General features: G+C 68.1%; 24 protein-coding genes, 1 pseudogene and 1 riboswitch. Of the genes and pseudogenes, 16 read left to right on the top strand and 9 right to left on the bottom strand.

Annotated elements, in window-relative coordinates:
* Positions 1 to 25 precede the first annotated feature (25 nt).
* From G9373_RS33115 to G9373_RS33095, 5 genes are all read left to right on the top strand, one after another.
* Entirely contained in the window at positions 26 to 793 is a 768-nt protein-coding gene (locus tag G9373_RS33115) for a TSUP family transporter (protein ID WP_167118968.1), read from the top strand.
* A gap of 22 nt (positions 794 to 815) precedes the next feature.
* Positions 816 to 2,336, top strand: coding sequence for a TldD/PmbA family protein (locus G9373_RS33110; RefSeq protein ID WP_005573636.1), 1,521 nt, complete (start codon positions 816 to 818; stop codon positions 2,334 to 2,336).
* Positions 2,333 to 3,694 carry a metallopeptidase TldD-related protein gene (locus tag G9373_RS33105; RefSeq protein WP_167118965.1) on the top strand — a complete coding sequence of 454 codons (1,362 nt, stop codon included), beginning with the start codon at positions 2,333 to 2,335 and terminating at the stop codon, positions 3,692 to 3,694. The genes G9373_RS33110 and G9373_RS33105 overlap by 4 nt, the downstream gene beginning before the upstream one ends.
* A 218-nt stretch (positions 3,695 to 3,912) precedes the next feature.
* Positions 3,913 to 4,119, top strand: coding sequence for a hypothetical protein (locus G9373_RS33100; RefSeq protein ID WP_167118962.1), 207 nt, complete (start codon positions 3,913 to 3,915; stop codon positions 4,117 to 4,119).
* Complete coding sequence (locus tag G9373_RS33095; RefSeq protein ID WP_005573632.1) at positions 4,116 to 4,463, top strand: ANTAR domain-containing protein; 348 nt, start codon at positions 4,116 to 4,118, stop codon at positions 4,461 to 4,463. The genes G9373_RS33100 and G9373_RS33095 overlap by 4 nt, the downstream gene beginning before the upstream one ends.
* Here the strand turns inward: G9373_RS33095 and G9373_RS33090 are convergent.
* Complete coding sequence (locus G9373_RS33090; protein WP_167118959.1) at positions 4,432 to 5,619, bottom strand: DUF418 domain-containing protein; 1,188 nt, start codon at positions 5,617 to 5,619, stop codon at positions 4,432 to 4,434. The two genes, G9373_RS33095 and G9373_RS33090, sit on opposite strands and share 32 nt — an antisense overlap.
* Positions 5,620 to 5,700: 81 nt before the next feature.
* Between G9373_RS33090 and G9373_RS33085 the strand changes: the two genes are divergently transcribed.
* Positions 5,701 to 6,285 carry a TetR/AcrR family transcriptional regulator gene (locus G9373_RS33085; RefSeq protein ID WP_005573628.1) on the top strand — a complete coding sequence of 195 codons (585 nt, stop codon included), beginning with the start codon at positions 5,701 to 5,703 and terminating at the stop codon, positions 6,283 to 6,285.
* An 83-nt stretch (positions 6,286 to 6,368) separates the two neighbouring features.
* Here the strand turns inward: G9373_RS33085 and G9373_RS33080 are convergent, their stop codons facing one another.
* Positions 6,369 to 6,764 carry a PPOX class F420-dependent oxidoreductase gene (locus G9373_RS33080; protein WP_005260695.1) on the bottom strand — a complete coding sequence of 132 codons (396 nt, stop codon included), beginning with the start codon at positions 6,762 to 6,764 and terminating at the stop codon, positions 6,369 to 6,371.
* Between the two features lie 31 nt (positions 6,765 to 6,795).
* On the bottom strand, positions 6,796 to 10,398 hold the full coding sequence (gene cobN, locus G9373_RS33075) for a cobaltochelatase subunit CobN (protein ID WP_133983885.1): 3,603 nt from the start codon (positions 10,396 to 10,398) through the stop codon (positions 6,796 to 6,798).
* A 55-nt stretch (positions 10,399 to 10,453) separates the two neighbouring features.
* Positions 10,454 to 10,597: riboswitch (cobalamin riboswitch) on the bottom strand.
* Positions 10,598 to 10,603: 6 nt separating this feature from the next.
* On the opposite strand from cobN, the gene cobG reads away from it, so the two are divergent.
* From cobG to G9373_RS33060, 3 genes are read left to right on the top strand one after another with little or no spacing between them, the layout of a single operon-like run.
* Positions 10,604 to 11,737, top strand: a complete 1,134-nt coding sequence (gene cobG, locus G9373_RS33070) for a precorrin-3B synthase (protein ID WP_133983887.1) — start codon at positions 10,604 to 10,606, stop codon at positions 11,735 to 11,737.
* A 24-nt stretch (positions 11,738 to 11,761) separates the two neighbouring features.
* The gene (locus tag G9373_RS33065) at positions 11,762 to 12,388 is read left to right on the top strand and encodes a precorrin-8X methylmutase (protein ID WP_064080971.1); all 627 of its coding nucleotides are present in this window, start codon (positions 11,762 to 11,764) and stop codon (positions 12,386 to 12,388) included.
* A complete protein-coding gene (locus tag G9373_RS33060) occupies positions 12,385 to 13,887 on the top strand; it encodes a precorrin-2 C(20)-methyltransferase (protein WP_054246458.1) in 1,503 nt (500 codons plus the stop codon). Before G9373_RS33065 ends, G9373_RS33060 begins: the two co-directional genes overlap by 4 nt.
* A 5-nt stretch (positions 13,888 to 13,892) precedes the next feature.
* On the opposite strand, the gene G9373_RS33055 is transcribed toward G9373_RS33060, so the two are convergent.
* A complete protein-coding gene (locus tag G9373_RS33055) occupies positions 13,893 to 14,801 on the bottom strand; it encodes a serine hydrolase (RefSeq protein WP_054246459.1) in 909 nt (302 codons plus the stop codon).
* Positions 14,798 to 15,691 carry a LysR family transcriptional regulator gene (locus G9373_RS33050; protein WP_005562010.1) on the bottom strand — a complete coding sequence of 298 codons (894 nt, stop codon included), beginning with the start codon at positions 15,689 to 15,691 and terminating at the stop codon, positions 14,798 to 14,800. The genes G9373_RS33055 and G9373_RS33050 overlap by 4 nt, the downstream gene beginning before the upstream one ends.
* A gap of 147 nt (positions 15,692 to 15,838) precedes the next feature.
* Between G9373_RS33050 and bla the strand changes: the two genes are divergently transcribed.
* Positions 15,839 to 16,792, top strand: coding sequence for a class A beta-lactamase (gene bla / locus G9373_RS33045; RefSeq protein WP_167118956.1), 954 nt, complete (start codon positions 15,839 to 15,841; stop codon positions 16,790 to 16,792).
* Positions 16,793 to 16,914: 122 nt separating this feature from the next.
* On the opposite strand, the gene G9373_RS33040 is transcribed toward bla, so the two are convergent.
* A complete protein-coding gene (locus G9373_RS33040) occupies positions 16,915 to 17,235 on the bottom strand; it encodes a serine recombinase (protein ID WP_167118953.1) in 321 nt (106 codons plus the stop codon).
* Between the two features lie 217 nt (positions 17,236 to 17,452).
* Between G9373_RS33040 and G9373_RS47845 the strand changes: the two genes are divergently transcribed.
* On the top strand, positions 17,453 to 17,575 hold the full coding sequence (locus G9373_RS47845) for a hypothetical protein (RefSeq protein ID WP_005260704.1): 123 nt from the start codon (positions 17,453 to 17,455) through the stop codon (positions 17,573 to 17,575).
* A gap of 15 nt (positions 17,576 to 17,590) precedes the next feature.
* Here G9373_RS47845 and G9373_RS33035 read toward each other — a convergent pair whose 3' ends face one another.
* Positions 17,591 to 17,854, bottom strand: a complete 264-nt coding sequence (locus G9373_RS33035; protein WP_081315351.1) for an ester cyclase — start codon at positions 17,852 to 17,854, stop codon at positions 17,591 to 17,593.
* 14 nt (positions 17,855 to 17,868) lie between these two features.
* Between G9373_RS33035 and npcC the strand changes: the two are divergent.
* The 4 genes and pseudogenes from npcC to G9373_RS33015 form a co-directional block, all read left to right on the top strand.
* Positions 17,869 to 18,159 (top strand): annotated as a pseudogene (gene npcC, locus G9373_RS33030) (hydroxyquinol 1,2-dioxygenase); the annotation flags it as partial.
* Positions 18,160 to 18,306: 147 nt separating this feature from the next.
* Positions 18,307 to 19,056: an SDR family oxidoreductase gene (locus G9373_RS33025; protein WP_054246471.1), complete on the top strand. Its 750-nt coding sequence runs from the start codon at positions 18,307 to 18,309 to the stop codon at positions 19,054 to 19,056.
* A 59-nt stretch (positions 19,057 to 19,115) separates the two neighbouring features.
* Positions 19,116 to 19,577 (top strand): Rrf2 family transcriptional regulator, encoded by a 462-nt coding sequence (locus G9373_RS33020; RefSeq protein WP_039950286.1) that lies wholly within the window; start codon positions 19,116 to 19,118, stop codon positions 19,575 to 19,577.
* 68 nt (positions 19,578 to 19,645) lie between these two features.
* Positions 19,646 to 19,840 carry a hypothetical protein gene (locus tag G9373_RS33015; RefSeq protein WP_005246414.1) on the top strand — a complete coding sequence of 65 codons (195 nt, stop codon included), beginning with the start codon at positions 19,646 to 19,648 and terminating at the stop codon, positions 19,838 to 19,840.
* A gap of 52 nt (positions 19,841 to 19,892) precedes the next feature.
* Here the strand turns inward: G9373_RS33015 and G9373_RS33010 are convergent, their stop codons facing one another.
* The gene (locus tag G9373_RS33010) at positions 19,893 to 20,195 is read right to left on the bottom strand and encodes a hypothetical protein (RefSeq protein WP_005565549.1); all 303 of its coding nucleotides are present in this window, start codon (positions 20,193 to 20,195) and stop codon (positions 19,893 to 19,895) included.
* Between the two features lie 166 nt (positions 20,196 to 20,361).
* A complete protein-coding gene (soxR, locus tag G9373_RS33005) occupies positions 20,362 to 20,802 on the bottom strand; it encodes a redox-sensitive transcriptional activator SoxR (RefSeq protein WP_005565550.1) in 441 nt (146 codons plus the stop codon).
* A gap of 50 nt (positions 20,803 to 20,852) precedes the next feature.
* On the opposite strand from soxR, the gene G9373_RS33000 reads away from it, so the two are divergent.
* The gene (locus G9373_RS33000; protein WP_005565551.1) at positions 20,853 to 22,262 is read left to right on the top strand and encodes an MFS transporter; all 1,410 of its coding nucleotides are present in this window, start codon (positions 20,853 to 20,855) and stop codon (positions 22,260 to 22,262) included.
* Positions 22,263 to 22,385: the final 123 nt, after the last annotated feature.

Genomic DNA, 22,385 nt, shown 5'->3' with positions numbered 1-22,385 from the left:
GGGTGGGTGTGGTTGAGTCTGCACCATGAATGTGGGTGACTGGGCGCTTCTTCTCACCGCTGCGACGGCCGCCGGGTGGGTGGATGCCGTCGTCGGCGGCGGCGGACTGATCCTCATTCCCGCACTGTTTCTCGTCGCACCGCAGCTGACGCCGCAGGCGGCGCTGGCCACCAACAAGCTCACCGCGTTCACCGGCACATCCGCCGCCGTCGTCACGTTCGCGCGCCGCATCCCCATGAACTGGCGGCTGCTGGTTCCCGCCGGCCTGCTCGCGGCGGTGGCGTCCGCGCTCGGCGCGGCAACGGTGTCACGCATCGACAAGGACGTCTTCATCCCGCTCATCATGGCGGTGCTCGTCGGCGTCGCCGTGTTCGTGACGATCCGTCCGCAGCTCGGCACCACGCTGGCGAAGGATCCGCCGACAGGGCGGAAGGTAATCGCGGTCGTCCTGCTGTCCGCCGGTCTCCTCGGGTTCTACGACGGACTGTTCGGGCCGGGCACTGGCACATTCCTCATCATCAGTTTCGCCACGTTCCTGGGCACGGAATTCGTACGCAGTGCCGCGATGGCGAAGGTGATCAATCTCGGATCGAATCTCGGTGCGCTGGTGTTCTTCGCCGCCGCCGGCCACGTGCTGTGGGCGCTCGGCCTGGGCATGGCGGTCTGCAACGTGATCGGCGCGATCACCGGTTCGCGGATGGCGCTGAGCAAGGGCGCCGGATTCGTCCGGATCACCCTGCTGATCGTGGTGATCGCGATGGTGATCCGGTTGGGTTGGCAGCAATTCGGCTGAGCGACCGACTACGGTGGTCCAGGTGACGGCTCCACGACAGGTTGATCCGGAATTCCTTGCCCTCCCCCTGCGTTCGCTGGCGGACGCGGCACTCGCCGCCGCCCGTGCGGCGGGCGCGTCGCACGCCGACCTGCGGGTGCATCGGCTCACCAGCCAGTCGCTGCGGTTGCGCGACGGCGAAGTGCAGTCGGCGGTGGACACCACCGAACTCGGCTTCGCGGTGCGGGTCGTCGTCGACGGTACCTGGGGTTTCGCCTCGCATGCCGAGCTGACCCCGGCGACCGCCGCCGCGACCGCGGAACAGGCCGTCGCCGTCGCCCGGGCGTTGCGTGGACTGAACCGGGAGCACGTCGAACTCGCCGCCGAACCGGTGCACGCGGACGTCCGCTGGGTGTCCGATTACGACGTCGATCCGTTCGAAGTTCCCGCCTCGGACAAGATCTCGCTGCTCGGTGAATACTCCCGCAGGCTCCTCGCCTCCGACGGCGTCGACCACGTCACCGCCGGATGCCTGCAGGTGAAGGAGCAGACGTTTTACGCCGATCTCGCCGGCTCGTCCATCGTGCAGCAGCGGGTGCGGCTGCATCCGCAACTCGAAGCCACCACCGTCGACCAGTCGGCCGGTGTGTTCGAGACGATGCGTACCCTCGCTCCCCCCGTCGGCCGCGGATGGGAGTACGTCGCCGGCGACGGGGTGTGGAACTGGACCGACGAACTCGCCCGGATCCCGGACCTGCTGGCCGAGAAGGTGAAGGCCCCCACCGTGGTGCCCGGTCTCACCGACCTGGTGATCGACCCGACCAACCTGTGGCTGACCATCCACGAATCCATCGGGCACGCCACCGAGTACGACCGCGCCATCGGTTACGAGGCCGCGTATGCCGGCACGTCGTTCGCCACCCCCGACAAGCTCGGCACCCTGCGCTACGGGACGCCGATCATGCACGTCACCGCCGACCGCACCGAGCGGCACGGTCTCGCCACGGTCGGTTACGACGACGAAGGCGTCAAAACCCAGTCCTGGGACCTGGTCGCCGACGGGATTCTCGTCGGCTACCAACTCGACCGGGCGTTCGCGCCCCGTCTCGGGCTGGAGCGTTCCAACGGCTGCTCGTACGCCGACTCGCCCCACCACGTCCCCATCCAGCGGATGGCCAATGTGTCGTTGCAACCCGATCTCGGCGCCGATCGCAGCACCGACGACCTGATCTCCGGTGTGGAGGACGGCATCTACGTGGTCGGCGACAAATCCTGGTCGATCGACATGCAACGCTACAACTTCCAGTTCACCGGTCAGCGGTTCTACCGCATCCGCGGCGGGAAACTCGACGGACAACTCCGCGACGTCGCGTACCAGGCGACGACCACGGACTTCTGGGGTTCGATGGACGCCGTCGGCGGCCGCTCCACCTGGCAGCTCGGCGGCGCCTTCAACTGCGGCAAGGCGCAGCCCGGTCAGGTCGCGGCCGTCAGCCACGGCTGCCCGTCGGCACTCTTCCGCGGCGTCAACGTACTGAACACTCGGACGGAAGGCGGCCGATGATCGCACCGCAGCAACTCGTCGAGCAGGTCCTCGCCCGGGCCACCGTGGACGAAACCATCGTGATCGTCACCGATGCCAGCGAGGCGTCCCTGCGGTGGGCGGGCAACTCGATGACCACCAACGGAGTGTCGACGTCGCGCAGCTGGACCGTCATCTCGATCGTCCGGGTCGGCGAGGACGCGAAGGTCGGCATCGTCACGTCCGCGTCCGTCGACGCCGCCGACATCGACGGCGTGGTCCGCTCGGCCGAAATCGCCGCCCGCACAGCCACACCCGCGTCCGACGCGATGCCGTTGCTCACCGGCACCGACACCGACGAGCGGTGGGACGACTCGGCGGAGCGCACCGAGATCGGCGCGTTCGAACAACTCGCCCAGGATCTGAGCATGGGCTTCGACGGCAGCGACCAGCTCTACGGTTTCGCCCATCACCAGCTGCACACGACCTGGCTGGGCACGTCGACCGGGATCCGGCGCCGGTTCGCCCAGCCGACCGGGTCGGTCGAGATCAACGGCAAGCGCGGCGACGCCAGCGCCTGGGTGGGCACCAGCACCAAGGACTTCACGGATGTGGCCAGCGTGAAGTTGCTCCAGGACCTGTCGACACGCCTCGACTGGGCCCGCAACGGGGTGGAGTTGCCCGCGGGCCGTTACGAGACAATCCTGCCGCCGTCCGCAGTCGCGGACCTCATGATCTATCTCATGTGGACCATGGAAGGCCGAGCCGCGGAGGAAGGGCACTCCGCCCTGTCTGCGCCCGGCGGCACCCGCATCGGGGAGAAGCTGAGTGCACTTCCCCTCACCCTCTATTCCGATCCGGCCGCACTCGGCGTGGAATACACACCGTTCGTCGTCACCGGGTCGTCGTCCGAATCCGTGTCCGTCTTCGACAACGGGATGGACGCGGGCCGGGTCGACTGGATCCGTGACGGCACCGTCAACGCGCTCGCGTACCCGCGGGCGGCGGCGAAGGAATTCGGCGCCGACGTGACCGTGCCCGGCGACAACCTGATCCTCGACGCCGGCGGCTCGGTATCGCTCGACCAGATGGTGGCCGAGACCGAACGGGGGCTGCTGCTGACCACCCTCTGGTACATCCGGGAGGTCGACCCCGCCACCCTGCTGCTCACGGGACTGACGCGGGACGGTGTCTACCTCGTCGAGAACGGGAAGGTCACGGGCGCCGTGAACAACTTCCGGTTCAACGAGAGCCCCCTCGACCTGCTGCGGAGGGTCACCCAGGGCGGAGCCACCGAGCGGACGCTGCCCCGGGAATGGAAGGACTGGTTCACCCGAACCGCGATGCCGCCGTTGCGTGTCCCCGACTTCCACATATCGTCGGTCAGCAAGGCGCTCTGAGTCGCGGATCCTATGCGGACGCTCGTCTAGGTGACAGCTCGTACTGTTTCCGTTATAAATGCTGCAGACATCGCGCATATGAGATTGCTCACTCCAGAGCCGTTTCGCCGCGCATGTCATATTCAGGTCTCCAGAGAACGGGGCCGAAACTCACCGTAGCGCCGCGTGGCCGGCGCATGCGCCGAGTACGTCCCTTGCCCGTCTGACCAGGAGGTTTCATGCACTCCGTTACCACCACCCGCGAACTGCTCCACGACCACACCAAGGTCACGAGACGGTTCGCTCTCGCCGACGTGGCACTGACGACGTTCGTCTGCCTCGTCTGCGCCACCGGAATCGGCATCATCACCGGTTCAGTTCTCGCCGCCGCGACAGGAGGACTGATCGTCGTCCTCGCCACGGCCCTGATGGTGGCAGCGGTATGACCGCGCCGAGACATCAGCGAAGCACCACAATCCAGGAGATCACAGTGTCGAACGACGTACTCGAGGCTGCACCGCCCGCACATCCGATTCCGCACCGTCACCCCGACGGACGCGAGGTTCTCGCCACCGCGAAAGGCATCCTCATCGCCACCCGCGGTTACGGCGACGCCGAGGCGTTCGAGGAGTTACTCGACGTCTCCCGGCATCACCACGTCAGCGTGATGCGGGCAGCGAAGTCGTTGGTGGAGTTGGCGACTCGGCGACAGCCGTGCCCCTCCGTGACGACGCCCGCACCGTCGTACGCCCTCGAGTTCAAGGAATGGACGACACTGCTGGCGCGGTGACACCGTTCCTGTCCGCCCGGGTGAGACGCTGGTAGCCCCGGTGCGTGAGCCATTCGAGTGGCCCCCGATCGAACCGCCGCAACCACAGGCGTGACACGACGATCAGCGTCGCCGAGACGGCACCGAACAACACGATGGTCGCCGGAACGACGGTGGCGCCGTTCAACCGGGCCGCGAGGCCGAATCCCCAGCCGTAGCAGACGATCGAGCACAGGATGTTCTGCAGCACATAGCAACTGAGGGCAGTGCGGCCGACTCCCGAGAGCGCCCGACCGGCCGGGCCGGGTTCGCGTCCGCCCGCGTAGCGGTGCGCGATCGCGGCGAGTAGCCCCAACGCCACCACCGGAGCGGTCCCGTACCTGCCGAGGATCAGGCCTGCGTCTCCGCCGAACAATCCGAGCGCGAAGTCCAGCGGAAGTGCGATTGCCAGGCCCGCGACCATCAGGCGCCGACGCAAGTCGCCGAGGTCCGGGTCGAGGACGCGCGCACCGTAGAGGTGTGCGCCGACGAGAAACAGGGCGATCGACAGCGGCAGGATGAAGAGCACCTCGAGCCGGAACAGCAACACGTGGTCGGCGCGGAAGACGACGAGATCCCAGAAGCTGCCGTCCGCATAGGGGTTCGGTGACAGCGGCTGGGGCTCCCGCGCGGGCGCCGAGGACAACGCTGCGACGACGAGGCCCAGCATCGCCGCGTGGACGGTTACCGCACACGCCATCCAGACGCGTTGCGCGCGAATGCCTGTGGTCAGGATGAAGGCGACGATCAATCCGGTGAGGGCGTATCCGGTCAGGACGTCGAACTCGGTGAACAGCAGAAAATGCAGTGCTCCGTCGAGCATCAGCAGCCCCGCGCGCCACGGGTATCCGCCCGGCCACCGCCGGCCCTGTCGCTGCGCAGAACGCTGCTGGATGAGCAGTCCGACGCCGAACATGATGGTGAGCAGGCCGAGGAACTTGCCCTGCGCGAACTGCTGCAGCACAGCCTGCACCGGGGCCCAGCCGCCGGTGGCTCGTCCGGTGCCATCGATGTACCCCACCAGACCCTCGACGTTGGTGAAGATCCAGATGTTGGTGGCGAGAGTGCCCAGGATGGCCGCACCGCGCATGACGTCGAGCGCGGCATAGCGGTGGGAACTCGACAGTTGCGACGTCATACCTTCAGCCCCTCCAAGTACTTGTTAGTACGATCGTGCCAACAAGCGTTCATGCTAGCACGGTCGTGTTAACATGGCGGGGTGCCGAAGCTCATCGACCACGACCGAAGGCAGCAGGAAATCGCCGAGGCCGTGTGGCGGGTGATCCAACGCGAGGGCATCGGCGCCGTGTCCGTACGCGATGTGGCCGCCGAGGCCGGAATCTCGAGCGGATCGCTCCGACACGTGTTCGCCAGCAAGGCCGAACTCCTCGCCTATTCGATGCGGCTCGTCGCAACGCGTGTCCGCGAACGAGCACAGGCCCACGCGTCGATCACCGACCCGTGGCAGCGCGCCCTCGCGGTGCTGGACGAAGTCCTCCCGCTCGACGACCGCCGACGCTGCGAAATGGAGGTGAACCTCGCCCTCGTCGCGGAAAGCCCCGCCCATCCACTACTGAAAGACATCGCCCTCGATGCCCAACGGCAACTCCGTGGTGCCTGCGCCGCGATCCTGACCGGCCTCGCTCAGCGGGGCCTGATCGCGCCCGACATCGACGTCGACACCGAGGCGATGCGCCTGCACGCACTCGTCGACGGCGCGGCGATGCACGTCCTGCTCGGGGACACCGACACCCCGGAAACCGCTCAGCGGATGATCGCCGAGCACCTTCGCGCACTCGCCTGACCAGCGCGCTGCCGATCAACCGACCACGCGCCAGCACTGGACAGGTTCCACATCACGGCCGCCCACGCCGAGCGGAGACCTGATTACCGGTCCTCGGCCGTGACGGCGAGTCCGATGGTTCCGGTCTTTCCTCGGCGCAGGAGGCTGCCTTTCATCGTGAGCCAGCCGAGGATGCCGTACTTGCGGGCGATCACGTCCCTCGTGTGATCGGTGCCGGCGGCGTCGAGGATGACCGCGCGGGCGGGAACCTCGGGGCCTTTCGGCTTGCCGCGCGCATCGCACGCGGCCACCGTCACCTCCGGGTTGCGGCGGATGCGTTTGACCTTGTAGGAGTCGGTGACCGTCCACATCAGCAGGCGGTCACCGTCGGCGGCGGCCCACAGCGGTGTCGCCACCGCGGTGCCGTCCTTCCGAAACGTGGTGAGCAGGACGTACTTCGCGGACGACACCCGGTCGAATTCTGTGGTCACCGGCCCCATGCTAGACCGAACCGCGGAGCCGGACGGTTGCTCAGTCTCCTTCGAGTTCGCCTTCGGTCTCGAGGTACACCTGCCGCAGGCCGTCGAGGGTCTGCTGCTCGGGGTGCTCCCACATGTTCCGCTCGGCCGCCTCGAGCAGGCGTTCGGCGATGCCGTGCAGGGCCCAGGGGTTGGACTGTTCCATGAACTTGCGGTTCTGCTCGTCCAGCACGTACGACTCGGCGAGCTTCTCGTACATCCAGTCGGCGACGACGTTGGTGGTGGCGTCGTAGCCGAACAGGTAGTCGACGGTGGCCGCCATCTCGAACGCACCCTTGTATCCGTGGCGTCGCATCGCCTCGAGCCACCGCGGGTTCACGACGCGGGCGCGGAACACCCGGGACGTCTCCTCCGACAGGGTTCGGGTGCGCACCGACTCGGGCCGGGTGCTGTCGCCGATGTATGCCTCGGGCGACTTTCCGGTGAGCGCCCGCACGGTGGCGACCATGCCGCCGTGGTACTGGAAGTAGTCGTCGGCGTCGGCGATGTCGTGTTCGCGGGTGTCGGTGTTCTTGGCCGCCACGGTGATTCGACGGTATGCGGTCCGCATGTCGTCGGCGGCGGGGGCGCCGTCGAGTCCGCGGCCGTACGCGAACCCACCCCACGTGGTGTACACGTCGGCGAGGTCGGCGTCGCCGCGCCAGCTCTTGGAGTCGATCAGCTGCAGCAGCCCGGCCCCGTAGGTGCCCGGCTTCGACCCGAAGATGCGGGTGGTCGCGCGGCGTTCGTCGCCGTGCTCGGCGAGATCCGCCTGCGCATGTGCGCGCACGAAGTTGCTCTCCGCCGGTTCGTCCAACGCTGCGACGAGCCGGACGGCGTCGTCGAGCAGTGCCAGGACGTGCGGGAACGCGTCACGGAAGAAACCACTGATCCGGACCGTGACATCGATACGCGGCCGGCCCAGTTCCTCGAGGTCGATCACCTCGAGGTTCACCACGCGGCGACTCGCCTCGTCCCACACCGGGCGCACACCGAGGAGCGCGAAGACCTCGGCGATGTCGTCTCCGGAGGTGCGCATCGCGGACGTGCCCCACACGGACAGACCCACCGAGCGCGGCCACTCTCCGTGATCGGACTTGTAGCGGTCCAGCAACGATTCGGCCATCGCCTGGCCGGTCTCCCAGGCGAGCCGGGACGGCACGGCCTTCGGGTCGACGGAGTAGAAGTTGCGGCCCGTCGGGAGCACGTTGATCAGCCCGCGCAGCGGCGAACCGCTCGGCCCGGCGGCGATGAATCCGCCGTCGAGCGCGTGCAGCACCTGGGCGATCTCGTTGTCGGTCTCGCGAAGGCGGGGCACCACCTCGGTGGCGGCGAAGCGCAGGATCTTCGCGACGGTGGCGTCGTCGGTGAGGGTGTCGGCGGCGTCCGGTTTCCAGTCGGCGTCGTGCATGCCCTGCACCAGTGCGTGCGCCTGCTGCTCGATGTCGTCGACGCGGGTACGGGATTCGTCGCCGTCCTCGCTGAGGCCGAGCGCCTCGCGGAGTCCGGGGACGTTCTGCTCGCCGCCCCACATCTGCCGGGCGCGGAGCATCGCGAGCACCAGTTCGACCTCCGCGTCGTCGCGGGGTGCGGCACCGAGGATGTGGAGGCCGTCACGGATCTGGACGTCCTTGATCTCGCACAGCCAGCCGTCGACGTGCAGCAGCATGTCGTCGAACACGTCCTCGTCGGGACGTTCCTCGAGTCCGAGGTCGTGGTCCATCTTGGCGGCGCGCATCAGCGTCCAGATCTGCTGACGAATGGCCGGCAGCTTGGACGGGTCGAGCGCGGAGATGTTCGAGTGCTCGTCGAGTAGCTGCTCGAGCCGCGAGACGTCGCCGTAGCTCTCGGCGCGGGCCATCGGCGGGATCAGGTGATCGACGAGGGTCGCGTGGGCACGGCGCTTGGCCTGCGTGCCCTCCCCCGGGTCGTTGACCAGGAACGGGTAGATCAGCGGCAGGTCGCCGAGTGCGGCGTCGGTGCCGCACGACGCGGACATGCCGAGTGTCTTGCCGGGCAGCCATTCGAGGTTGCCGTGCTTGCCGAGATGGACCACGGCGTCGGCGCCGAAACCGCCGCCGGCGGCGTCCGCGGCGATCCACCGGTAGGCGGCGAGGTAGTGGTGGCTCGGCGGCAGATCCGGGTCGTGGTAGATCGCGACCGGCTTCTCCCCGAATCCGCGCGGCGGCTGCACCATCAGCACGAGATTCCCGAATTGCATTGCGGCGATGACGATTTCACCGGCGGGATCCTGCGAGCGGTCGACGTACAGTTCGCCCGGCGCCGGTCCCCAGTGCTCCTCGACGCCCTCGCGCAGTTCGGCGGGCAGCGCCGAGAACCACTCGCGGTAGCGGGCGGCGGAGATCCGGATCGGGTTGCCCTCGAGCTGCTCCGCGGTCAGCCAGTCCGGATCCTGACCGCCGGCGGCGATGAGGGCGTGGATCAGCGCGTCGCCGTCCTGGGCCGCGAGACCCGGCACGGAATCCGGACCGTCCGCCGGACCGAGGTCGTATCCGGCGGCCCGCATCTCGGTGAGCAACCGGATCGCGCTGGCCGGCGTGTCGAGACCGACGGCGTTGCCGATGCGGGCGTGCTTCGTCGGGTAGGCCGACAGCATCAGAGCGATCCGGCGGTCGGATGCGGGGATGTGCCGGAGCCGGGCGTGCCGGACGGCGATGCCCGCCACCCGGGAGGCGCGCTCGGCGTCGGGAACGTACGTGGAGAGACCGTCCGCGTCGATCTCCTTGAACGAGAACGGCACCGTGATCAGCCGGCCGTCGAACTCGGGGACCGCGACCTGGGTGGCGACGTCGAGCGGCGACAATCCGTCGTCGTTGGACTCCCACGACTCACGGCTGCTGGTCAGGCACAGTCCCTGCAGGATCGGCACGTCCAGCGCGGCCAGCGCGGCGACGTCCCACGCCTCGTCGTCACCACCGGCCGAGACGCCGGCCGGCTTGGTGCCGCCGGCGGCGAGCACGGTGACCACCATCGCGTCCGCCCGCCGCAGCGTGTTCAGCAACTCCGGTTCGGCGGTGCGCAGCGACGCGCAGAAGATCGGCAGCGGAGTGCCGCCCGCCGCGACGACGGCGTCGCACAGCGCCTCGATGTAGCGGATGTTCCCGGCCAGGTGCTGCGCGCGGTAGTAGAGAACGGCGATCGTGGGGCGGTCCGGGTTCCCTTCGGGAGCGAACGGCGCGACACCCCAGCTCGGCAGGTGGACCGGCGCCTCGAAACCGTGACCGGTCAGCAGCACGGTGTCCGACAGGAAGTGGTGCAGTTGGGCGAGGTTGTCGGCGCCGCCCTCGGCGAGATAGTTGTGTGCCTCCGCCGACACACCGGCAGTGACGGTCGAGCACTCCATCAGCTCGGCGTCCGGGGCGTGCTCACCGCCGAGGACCACCACCGGCAGTCCGCTGGCGAGGACCGCGTCGAGGCCCTCCTCCCACGCCCGCCGGCCACCGAGGATGCGCACCACCACCAGGTCGGCGCCGTCGAGCAGTCCCGGCAGATCCTCCTCGACCAGCAGCCGTGCCGGGTTGGCCCAGCGGTAGTCCGCCCCGCTGGCGCGTGCGCTGAGCAGGTCGGTGTCGGAGGTGGAGAGCAGCAGGATCACGTGTGGAGCCTTCCTGGGGGTGTCGCGCCCCGTGGCAGTGGTTCTGTGCGGAACCGTAGGTCGGAGGACGGCAGGTGAGGGTCTGGCTCACCCACCGGTTTCGGCGGGCTCACAGTGGCGCGACCGCACCGGATTCTCACCGGCTTCCTCTCCTGCTGTCGCAAGTGCTGGTGATGCTACCCGGGGCCGGACGTAACCTGGGACCATGGTCGACTCCCGTTCCCGCCCCGACGCATGCCCCGGCGCGCTGCAGGTCCACCAGGCCGCCGACGGTGCGCTCGCCCGGGTGCGCCTCCCCGGTGGTGTGCTGACCTCCACCCAGCTGCAGACTCTCGCGGAATCGGCCGGCGACCTCGGAAACGGCGAGATCGAACTGACCTCCCGCGGCAACGCGCAACTGCGGGCGGTCCGCGACCCGCAGGAGTTCGCCCGCCGTCTCGCCGGTGCGGGCCTCCTGCCGTCGGAGACGCACGAGCGGGTCCGCAACATCCTCGTCTCGCCGCTGACCGGCAGGATCGGTGGTGTCGCGGACCTGCGGGATCTGGTCGACGAACTCGACCGGACGTTGTGCGCGGACGCCGCGCTGGCGGACCTGCCCGGCCGCACCCTGTTCACCCTCGACGACGGGCGCGGCGACGTGTCGGCGCTCGGCGGCGATTTCGGCGTCCACGCGGTGAGCGAGACGGAGGTCGCCCTGGTCCTCGCCGGCCGCGACAGCGGCGCCCGGATCGCGGCGACGGAATCGGTGACGGTGCTTCTCGACGCCGCCCGCGTCTTCCTGGAGCTGCGCGATCGGCACTGGCGGCTGTCCGAGATCGCCGACGGGGTCGATCGGGTCCTGTCGGCGTTGACGCTCGCACCGACCGCCGACCCGGTGAGCGGGTTCGACGAGCATCGGGCACCGATCGGATGGCTCGATCAACCGGACGGCAACGTGACCCTCGGCGGCGGCCTCGCGTTCGGGATCCTCCACGCCCGGCTGGCGGAGTTCCTCGCCGCGGTCGAGAAGCCGGTGATCGTCACGCCCTGGAAATCGGTGTTGCTGTGCGATCTCGACGAGTGGTCCGCCGAGCAGGTGGTCCGGGTCCTCGCCCCGATGGGCCTGATCTTCGACGAGAACTCGCCGTGGCTGAACGTCAGCGCCTGCACCGGGCAACCCGGATGCGAGAAGGCGCTCGCCGACGTGCGATCCGACGCGCGGGACGCCGTCGCGAGCGGCGAACTCCCGGTGGAGGGCCGACAGCACTGGTCGGGCTGCGAGCGGTGCTGCGGGCGGCCCAAGGGTGAGGTCGCCGACGTCGTCGCCACGGAGACGGGTTACCGGGTGGAGGAGCCGTGACCGCGGTGCCTCTATCGTGAGCGGATGATCGAGTACATCCGAGACGGCGCGGAGATCTACCGCCAGTCCTTCGCCACGATCCGCGCCGAGGCGGATCTCAGTGCCTTTCCCCAGGACGTCTCGCAGGCCGTGGTCCGCATGATCCACGCGAGCGGTCAGGTCGACCTCGTGGACGACGTCGCGTTCACCCCCGGTGTCGTGAAGGCCGCCCGCGCGGCGCTGGCGGACGGCGCCCCGATCCTGTGCGACGCGCAGATGGTGGCGGCAGGCGTGACCCGGAAGCGTCTCCCCGCGGACAACGAGGTGCTCTGCACGCTGCGCGACCCCCGGGTCCCCGTGCTGGCGGAGCAGATCGGGAACACCCGCTCGGCGGCCGCGCTCGAATTGTGGGGCAGCAAACTCGACGGTGCCGTCGTCGCGATCGGCAACGCCCCGACCGCATTGTTCTACCTGCTGGACATGATCGAATCCGGTGCACCCCGGCCTGCCGCGATCGTGGGCGGTCCAGTCGGGTTCATCGGTGCGGCGGAGTCGAAGGAAGCGTTGATCGAGCACCCGAGCGGACTGGACTATCTGGTGGTCCGCGGCCGCCGGGGTGGCAGCGCCATCACGGCTGCGGCGCTGAATGCGATTGCGAGCGAGATCGAATGAGCTCCGACGAGCGGGTGACCGGCAAACTGTGGGGCGTCGGCATCGGACCGGGCGACCCGGAACTGGTGACGGTCAAGGCCGCGCGGGTCATCGCCGAGGCCGATGTGGTGGCGTTCCACAGCGCCCGGCACGGCAAGAGCATCTCCCGCGCGGTCGCGGCGCCGTACCTGCGGGACGGCCAGATCGAGGAGCACCTCGTCTACCCCGTCACCACCGAGACCGTCGACCACCCCGGCGGGTACCAGGGGGCGATGGACGAGTTCTACGAGGAGGCGTCGCAGCGACTCGCCGCCCACCTCGAAGCCGGCCGGTCGGTCGCGCTCCTCGCCGCGGGCGACCCGCTGTTCTACAGCTCCTACATGCACATGCACAAAAGGCTGGCGCAGCGCTTCGAGGCGGAGGTCATTCCCGGGGTCACGTCGATCAGCGCCGCCTCCGCCGCGCTGGCGATGCCGCTCGTCGAGGGCGAGGAGATCCTCACCGTCCTGCCCGGAACGCTGCCCCGCGGCGAGCTGACGCGGCGCCTGCGGGAGACCGACGCCGCCGCGATCCTGAAGCTCGGACGCACCTACCCGGCCGTCCGGCAGGCGTTGAAGGACTCCGGCCGCATCGACGAGACGTGGTACGTCGAGCGGGCCAGCACGACCCGGCAGAAGATCGACGCCGCGGACGACGTCTCGGACAGCGACGTCCCCTACTTCTCGATCGCCATCGTGCCCAGCCCGTCGAACGCGCGCCGCGACGACGCGGCACCGCAGGGCGAACTCGTCGTCGTCGGGCTCGGTCCCGGCGATCAGGCCTGGACGACACCGGAAGTGCAGCACGAACTGTCGCTCGCCACCGACCTCGTCGGCTACGGCCCCTACATCGACCGGGTCCCCGAACGTCCCGGCCAGCGCCGTCACTCCAGCGACAACCGCGTCGAGGCCGAGCGTGCCGCGATGGCACTCGACCTGGCCAAGAACGGGGCCCGCGTCGCCGTCGTGTCGTCCGGTGACCCGGGTGTGTTCGCGATGGCCGCCGCGGTGCTGGAAGTCGCGGCCGAGGAGCAGTGGCGCGGCGTCCCCGTGCGCGTCCTGCCCGGCATGACCGCCGCGAACGCCGTCGCGAGCCGGGTCGGCGCACCCCTCGGGCACGACTACGCCATCCTGTCGCTGTCGGACCGGCTCAAGCCGTGGGACGTGGTGGCGCAGCGCATCTCCGCGGTCGCGAGCGCCGACATGGCCTTCGCCGTCTACAACCCCGCGTCGAAGTCACGCACCTGGCAGGTCGCCGCGATGCGCGATCTGGTTCTCGAGCACCGCTCCCCCGACACCCCGGTGATCATCGGCCGCGACGTGGCCGGCGCGCAGGAGTCGGTGCGGGTCGTGCGGCTCGCGGACCTCGACCCGGCCGAGATCGACATGCGGTGTCTGCTCATCGTGGGCTCCTCCATGACGACCGTCGTCGAGAACGAACACGGAACGAGGGTGTTCACGCCCCGGCGTTATCCGGGCTGAGTACCTCAGTCGACACGGCCGGAGCGGAGTTCGGTCACCGCGATCCGGGCGGCGTGCCCGATCGCGGCATCGACCACAGGAAGCACGGGATCGGTTCGGGCGGCGCGAGTGAAGACGGCGACCGCGACGGGAGTCTCGCCGGGAAACGTCACGACGGCCACCTCGTTGCGGATGGCGCCGATTGTCCCGGTCTTCCCGGCGACGTCCACCTCGGAATACGGGAACCCGGACCGGATGCGGTGCTGCCAGATCTGCGCGGACATCACGTGCCGGACGAACTCGCCCTGCGGCCCGGGCACCGCGCTACCGGTCCAGATCGCGTCGAGAAGCGAGGTCATCTCCCGCGGAGTCGTCGCGCTCGCATACGACGGGTCGTAGGCGGACACGGTCCACGCCTCGTCGTTGTCGGCCAGTGCCGCGAATGCTTCGGCGGTGGTGTGCGCGTGGGCGTCGATCACCAGGCTGCGGTGCGCATCCGCTGTGCCGCCGATGATGCGCGTGCTCGTCATGTCCAACTCGGACAGCGCGCGCTCGACGCTCTCCAGTCCCACCTGCCCGAGAACGAGGTCGGCGGCGGCGTTGTCGGACACGGTCATCATCGACAGCGCCAGATCCCGCCAGCTCAGCACCACGGGATCACGGAATGTCGACACCCCCGTCGGCCCCGGAGTGCAGTCGGCCGGATTGATCCGGACGGTCGCGGTCGGCGACAACTCCCCGGATGCGAAAGCACGGCACAGGGCTACGAGTAGCGGAAGTTTGTAGACCGACGCCAGAACCACGAGGTCGTCCGCGCCGACCGCGATGTCACCCCCGTCGTCGATCGGGGTCCCGACGCGGCGGGCGTGCAGCCATCCGGTGCACCCGGCGTCGGCGAAGACGTCACGGATCCGCTTCTCCGCCGACGCGGTCATCGATCGGCCCTCAGCAGCACCCGGTCGAGGGCGGCAGCGGACGGTGCGACGTCGGCCCCGGAGCGCCAGACGATGCGCAGGCGCAGCGCGAGATCTTCACGCAGCAGATCGACCCAGGTCACACCCGGCATGACCGTCGGTGCCGTCGCCGTCACCCCGAAATGACCGCCCGCGGCCACGTGCGTGAGAATCTCTCGCGGACCCGGTGCGACCACGATGTCCGGGTCCGCACCCCGGGCCCGCCACAGGTCGACGAACAGGTCGTGGGCAGGCGGATTGTCCGACCGTGGACCGGTGGCGAGGGCCAGTCCGCGCAGCATCCGGACCTGCGCCTTCCTCGCGACCGCCGCCGGGTGGTCGTCCGGCACCACCACCCACCGTCGAAGCTTCAGCACCGGCCCGCTGTCGACGCCGGTGAGCAGAGCGGGATGTTCGACCACGGCGACGTCGAGACTGCCCGTGCGGACGGCGTCCACCAGTTCGGTGGTGGACGCCGTGGTCGTCACCACCCGGGTGGGCCGGGCCTCGTCCGCGTCGCGAAGAGCACGGACACACCGCACCACCACACCGTCGGCCACCGAGTGCGGGACACCCCACCGCACCACCGCATCGCGACCGCCGGCGATGCGGTGCGCCTCGTCCTCGAATCGGGCCGCGTCGGCAACGAGAAGCCGCGCACGCGGGAGCAATTGGCGTCCGGCATCGGTGAGCCCGACTCCTCGGGCACTGCGCTGGACCAGCTCCGCGCCGAGTCGCTGTTCGAGCCGCCGCACTCCCTGTGACAGCGGCGGTTGCGTCATACCGAGCCGGGATGCGGCGTTGCCGAAATGTCCCTCTTCCGCAACGGCGACAAAGAAACTCAGGTGGCGGAGCAGATCCATGGCGACCATTGAACCAGTTCCGACCGCCCCCGTCGGGCGACGCCACCGATTCCCGGGCACAAAACATTGCCCTGAACTGCGGCGATAGCGCACCCGACTCGCGACCACGCCGCTGTCGTCTTTGCGCTATGAGTGTCCGCATCCGACATTGGATCCATGCCCACATACCGAAATCATCCGAAGCCCCGGCGCACCGGTCGTCGCGGTGCCGTCACTCTCGCGCTGGCGCTGCCCCTGCTGCTCGGGGCGTGCACGGCCACCGCGGAACAAGCCCAGCCCACCACGTCGGTGGTTGCGGCGCCGGATCGGCGGCCCCTCGACGCGACGATCGACGCCCTGGAGGCGCAGCACTCCACGCGGATCGGAGTGACGGCAGCCAATCCCGCGACCGGCGAGGTCTACAGCCACCGGGGCGACGAACGGTTTGCGATGTGCTCGACGTTCAAGGCCTACGCGTCCGCCGCGGTCCTGCGCAAGACCGAGGACGGGTCCACGTCACTCGACAAGACCGTCGTGATCGAACCCGGCGACCTCGTCGAGAACTCGCCGGTCACCGCCGCTGCGGCCGGCACCCCGATGACCTTGGCGCAGATCGCCGAAGCAGCGCTGACGCAGAGCGACAACACTGCCGGGAACTACCTGCTCCGGGAGATCGGCGGTCCGCAGGCGGTCACCGACCTCGCCCGAGACGTCGGAGACGGGAGCACACGGCTGGACCGGTGGGAGACCGAACTCAACACCGCATTCCGCGACGACCCCCGGGACACGACGACACCGAACGGCCTCGCGCAGGGTTTCCGTGCGCTGCTCCTGGGAGACGCCCTCGACACGGCCAGCCGCGATCAGCTCCTCGAGTGGATGCGGGCGAGCAAGACGTCGGACAAGAGAATGCGCGCCGGGCTGCCGACCGGATGGACTGCCACCGACAAGACCGGTGGCGGCGGCTTCGGCACCGCCAACGATGCCGGTGTCGCGTGGAGTCCGGACGGCGCCCCCATCGTCCTCGCCATCCTCACCGACAGCCTCACGAATCAGGAAGACGCGCAGGGAAACAACCAGGCGATCGCCGACACCACCGCGGCCGTCATCAAGGGCTTGACTGCACCGTGAGCCATCTGAGCAAGGGCAGGAACGAACGGGCGACGGCAGTCTCGTGTACCGGTACCGAACGTCGCTCTCGACTGCACAGATGGGGCAATCGATGGTGCGTCGACGGACGGAGCGAGCTGTCGCTAGGTCACGACGTCGTGACTGCGCACCACCCGGCGCAGAGGCCTTCCCGTCGTGGCGACGCGCCGCCCGGCCACCGTCAACATCGGGCGCGGAATTCCGATGCCCATCACCGGCACGCCCGTCACATACCCTTCCCGGTAAAGATAATTCGACGCATCGGCCACCTCGTCCCGAGTCAGGGGCGAGGGCGCCCAGCCGACCGTCTCACCGATGGCATCCGCGTCCAGAATCGGACTTCGGTACCCTTCCGTCGCCTTCGCGAGAAGCCAACGCAGAACAGCGTCACGAACCGCCCATTGACGATCGGTAGCTGCATTCACATTTCAGTCCTCCGGTAGATGCCGTTGATGCTTGCATGCACCATAGCCACCGCACAGAAATAAGCAAGTTCGTGAGCGTTACTGCGGTTCTTGGGATCTCACGGATGATCGCTTCCGACAGGGCACCCCGTTCGAGACGGATGCCGAAGTGGACTTATCCACTTTCCTGGGTATGGTCAGGATCAGTTCGTGGTGGCCACTCGAAGATGGAGCGACAATGGCTGACAAATCCGCCGTCAAGAGTTCGAAACAGTCCGCACGCGCGCTCAGGGAGCGCCGGGCAGAGAAGCGGGCGAAGGCCCAGGAGTCGACGAAGATCATCCGAAAGAGGAAGGGCTGAAGCCGCATTGAAGATTCACGACGTGCTCAGCTGGCGATGAAGAGCACCACCGTCCCAATAGTCGGTGCTGGTAATGATGCGGTTGCCTTTCACTTCCAGCATCTGCACTCCGGCCAGGTGCACACTCTGCCCTTTCGGCTCGTACGGGCCCAGGCGGCCATTCAAGTGACCGGACAGTGCGTAGGTCACCGCCGCACGGTTGCCATCGATGAGCGTGTCATCGAGGCTCCATTGCGCGTCGGGAAATGCTGCGAAGAGCCCGGCGAGACCGGCGGCGATCTTCTCCGGTGTGCGATGGTCCGGTCGGAAAGATGCTGGCCGCTACCAACCGATCACCGATGAGGGTCGCGCACCTTCACTTCATGGTCACCGCGGATGGCCTGCGGACCCTCGTCACGCACATCTTCGTCGCGGGCGATCCGCAACTCGAACGCGGGGACAGCGTGTTCGGCGTGAAGGACTCGCTGATCAAGGACTTCGTGGAGCAACCCCCAGGGACACCCACCCCCGATGGGCGCCACATCGGCGACCGGAACTGGGCTCGATGCGAGTTTGACATAGTCCTTGCACCAGAACAGATTTGATTCACGCCGCCCTGGCTCCATACCTACATCCGAAGGACGACGAGGCCGGCCCGGCCCGTCCGGCACACAGAACGTACACAACCCTTGACTCGGACACCTATCATCCGAGTAAACTAGGACACTATAAATCCAAGTTAGGAGATGGGCATGAAGATCGTCATTTTCGGAACCGGACTCATCGGGAGTCAGGTCGCATCGACGCTGAGCGAGTCCGGGCACGACGTCGCGGCCCTCGGTCGCGGCGATGGTATCGACACCACCACCGGCAAGGGAGTCGCGGAGGCTGTGGACGGCGCTGACGTCGTCGTGGACCTCACCAACTCGCCGTCGTGGGAAGACGACGACGTCCTGGCCTTTTTCCGCGAATCGACGAAGCACATGCTCGCCGCCGAAGAGGCGGCAGGCGTGGGGCACCATGTCGTCCTGTCCATCGTCGGCGCCGATCGACTCCCCGACTCCGGATACATGCGTGCCAAAGTTGCCCAGGAGGATCTGGTCAAGTCCGGCCCCATCCCCTACTCGATCGTGCGATCGACGCAGTTCTTCGAGTTCATCGCCGGCATCGCCGCGGCAGGCACAGTCGGCGAGACGGTGCATGCGACCCCGGCACATCTTCAGCCGATTGCTTCGAAAGACGTCGTCACCCGGGTAGCAGAGGTCGCCGTCGGTGCCCCGCTGGGCGGCACAGTCGAAATTGCGGGACCTGAACCGCTTGGCATCGATGCACTCGTTCGACGGCTGTTCGCCTCGACCGGCGACCAGCGGACCGTGACGACCGATTCCGACGCCGGCTATTTCGGTGCCAAACTCGATGACGCTGCGATCACTCCGACACCCGGCGCCAATGCCTGGATCGCACCGACCACTCTGGACGAGTGGTTGCGCGAACACGCCTGAAACGATGACGCAGTACCACCCCGCACCACTGACACAGGGGCGTGGATAGAGTCGTGGCCATGAAGCTTTCCGGTGGTGTGGAGTGGGCACTTCACTGCTGCGTGGTTCTCAGCCAGGCCGAAAGCCCGGTACCCACGGCCCGGCTGGCCGAACTGCACGGTGTCTCGAAGACATACCTCGCCAAGCACCTGCAGTCACTCGCACGGGCCGGCCTCGTCCACCCCACCGAGGGCCGCGACGGCGGATACGTCCTGACCCGCGCACCCGAGGCCATCACCGTCCTCGACGTCGTCCAGGCCGTCGACGGAACCGAGCCCGCCTTTCGATGCACCGAGATCCGCCGGCAAGGAGTGCTCGCCGCCCCTCCAGAGCAGTGCCGCTCTGCATGCGGCATCGCGAAAGTCATGGCTGGTGCCGAACAGGCTTGGCGCGCATCACTATCGGGTGTGACTATCGCCGACCTCGGCGCGACGATAGACCTCGCCGGCCTCAAACACATCTTGGCGACGCCCACGACCTGAGGTCACCCGCGGCAGACGGAACGCGAGATTCCTGACTTCCCAACCGTGAACCGCCCTACGATCGATGGATGGAGACCGGAACCGACGAGACCAAGACCTGTTCGTTCTGCCGCGGTCCGATCGGATACGAAATCAAGGACGCCCATGCCGGCTTCGCGTCGCTCCCCCCGGGCAAGCGGTATCGCGTCTTCCACTGCATGAATCGATGCCCACGATCGGCGCCCGACGGCCTCGAATGCGGACACCGCCACGAGTACCTCTGACCCGTTCGTCAATGCCGTCCGGAAGATTCAACCCAGCGAGTTCATACGCCGCCTAGCCGCGTGAGAGTCCGGGCTGGGTCTGGATCTGTCCGGGGCCGCCCTTGAATCCGCCGGCCTTGCCCACGGTCCATTCACCGTCCGCACCGCACACCAGGGCACCGTTGCGGTCACCGGGCTTGCCGTACGTCACTGTCTCGTTTCCGTTCGAGTCCGTGTTCACGATCGGGCACTGCCCACCGGTGGGACCGTTCGGGCCGATCGGCTCGGCATGAGCGATGGACGCCGCCCCGAAGGCGCTCAGGATCGGAAGAGCGGCGAAAGCGGCGGTGGCAAAGGTTCGTCGGGCGTTGATCATTCAGTTTCTCCAGAGTGTCGGGGAAGTGTTTCGGTGACAGGTACAACTCTGCCCACTCCGGCTCCCGAACTGAAGCAACCCTCGGGGGGCTTCGCGGCACCCCTGGGAGTGTAATCACCCCACCCTGACGGAAATCGATGGCGACATACCGACTGGCGGGATCCGTTCAGAGCCGGTTCGGTCCCGACCCCTCTACGGCGAGTTGGTCTTCAGGATTGAGCAGATAGCACGCCTTCATCGACAGGCAACCACACCCGATGCATCCGGTGAGCTCGTGTTCGAGGCGCTCGATTCGCTTGCGCTGATCCTCGAGCTGCACCCGCCACAGCTTCGACACGCGCTGCCAGTCGCGGATCGACGGCATCCGGTCTGCCGGGAGCGTCTCGAACACCGTTCCCACGTCGGCCAGTGGGATCCCGAGCCGTTTGGCCACCACGATCAGCGAGATCCGCCGGAGCATGTGCCGTTCGTACCGGCGTTGATTCCCGGACGTCCGCGTCGACGCGATCAGTCCGAGCTGCTCGTAGTAGTGCAGCGCCGAGACGGCGACACCGGTCCGACGGGACACCTCCCCCACCGACAGCAGATCCTTCGGATCCAAAGACATCACACCAGCCCCTTGACCTCGAGTCCACTCGAGATTTTAGCGTGGAGTGCATGACAACGACCGCCCCGTCACCGGCCAGCTGGTCCGAACTGCTCGGACCCCGCTACCGCTCCACGTCCGCAGTCCTCGCCGGCGGCGTGGGACTGCACGCCGTCAACATCTTTCTGACGACGAGTCTGCTGCCCACCGCCATCGGCGAACTCGGTCGCGAATCGCTGTACGCGTGGAGCGCGACCGTCTTCATGGTGGCGTCCGTGATCTCGTCGATGACCGTCAGCCGGTTGCTCGCGCATCGCGGGGCGCTCGGTGCGTATCTGTTCGCTCTGGCTCCGTTTTTCGTCGGCACGATGATCTGCGCCGTCAGCCCGTCGATGGAGGTGCTCCTCGTCGGACGAGCGTTCCAGGGGCTCGGTGGGGGCTTGCTCGCCGGGCTGAGTTACGCGGTACTGCGCGAGGCGCTACCGGAATATCTGTGGGCCCGCGCGACCGCGCTGGTCTCGGCGATGTGGGGCGTCGGAACTCTGGCGGGACCGGCGATCGGTGGACTGTTCGCGCAACTCGGCCAGTGGCGTCTCGCGTTCGTCGCGCTGGCAGTAGTTGCCGCCGCCATCGCCGTGATCGCTCCCCGCGCGTTGCCGCGCACCGAGCGTGTGCGTGGCGGAGAACCCGTGCCTGCCACGTCACTCGTACTGCTCACCCTCGCGACGATCGCGATCAGCGTGGCGGGCATCCTCGGCAACCGGACCCACATGCTGGCCCTGATCGCGGCCGGGGCCGCGTTCATCGTTCTCTTCCTGGCCTGGGAGCGGCGATCACCGCGCCGAGTGCTGCCGCAGTCGACGTACACCCGGGCGTCGTCGCTGAAGTGGATCTACCTCACCATCGCGGTGCTCGCGTCCGGCACCGTGTCGGAGGCCTTCACACCCCTGTTCGGTCAACGGCTCGCCGGACTGGTGCCGTTCGCCGCGGGCTTCCTCGGCGCCATGATGTCGGTGGGATGGTCGGTGACCATGATCTTCAGCTCCGACATCTCCCGCCCGCGTGCGCAGACGGCGGCGAAGATCGCCGGACCACTGGTTCTCGCCGCCGGCCTGGTCCTCACAGCAGCCCTCTGGCGTGACCACGCCGGGCTGGGAGTGGTGATTCTGTGGGCGGGCGCCCTGGCCGCCGCCGGTGCCGGGATCGGCCTCGCCTTCCCGCACCTGATGGTCGCCGCGATGCGGAGCACCGACGACGAGCAGGAGGGGGCCAAGGCCGCGGCGGGGCTCAACACGGTCGAGTTGATCGCCATGGCCGTCGGGTCCGCGGTCGCCGGGGTGCTGGTCAACCTCGGTGCGCCCTCGGCCCTCGCCTCGGCACGTGTGCTCTTCCTCGGCCTCGGCGTCATCGCGGCAGCCGGCGTGTTCACCGCCTACCGCGCGACCCGGCAGGCCGAGCACGAGGACGCCCGACCGTCCTAGGGCATGTCTCCCAATAACTTGAGCCACTCGACGATGCCGGCGAGCAGGAATCCGGCGCGGTAGGTGAGGGCGAGTTTGTCGTAGCGAGTGGCCACCGCACGCCACTGTTTCGCCTTGTTGAAG

This window comes from Rhodococcus sp. A14 (assembly GCF_011603105.1).
Classification (GTDB): Bacteria; Actinomycetota; Actinomycetes; order Mycobacteriales; family Mycobacteriaceae; genus Rhodococcus_F; species Rhodococcus_F opacus.
Note: the sequence above shows the minus strand (reverse complement) of the source record. Positions and strands in the feature narration are given on the sequence as shown.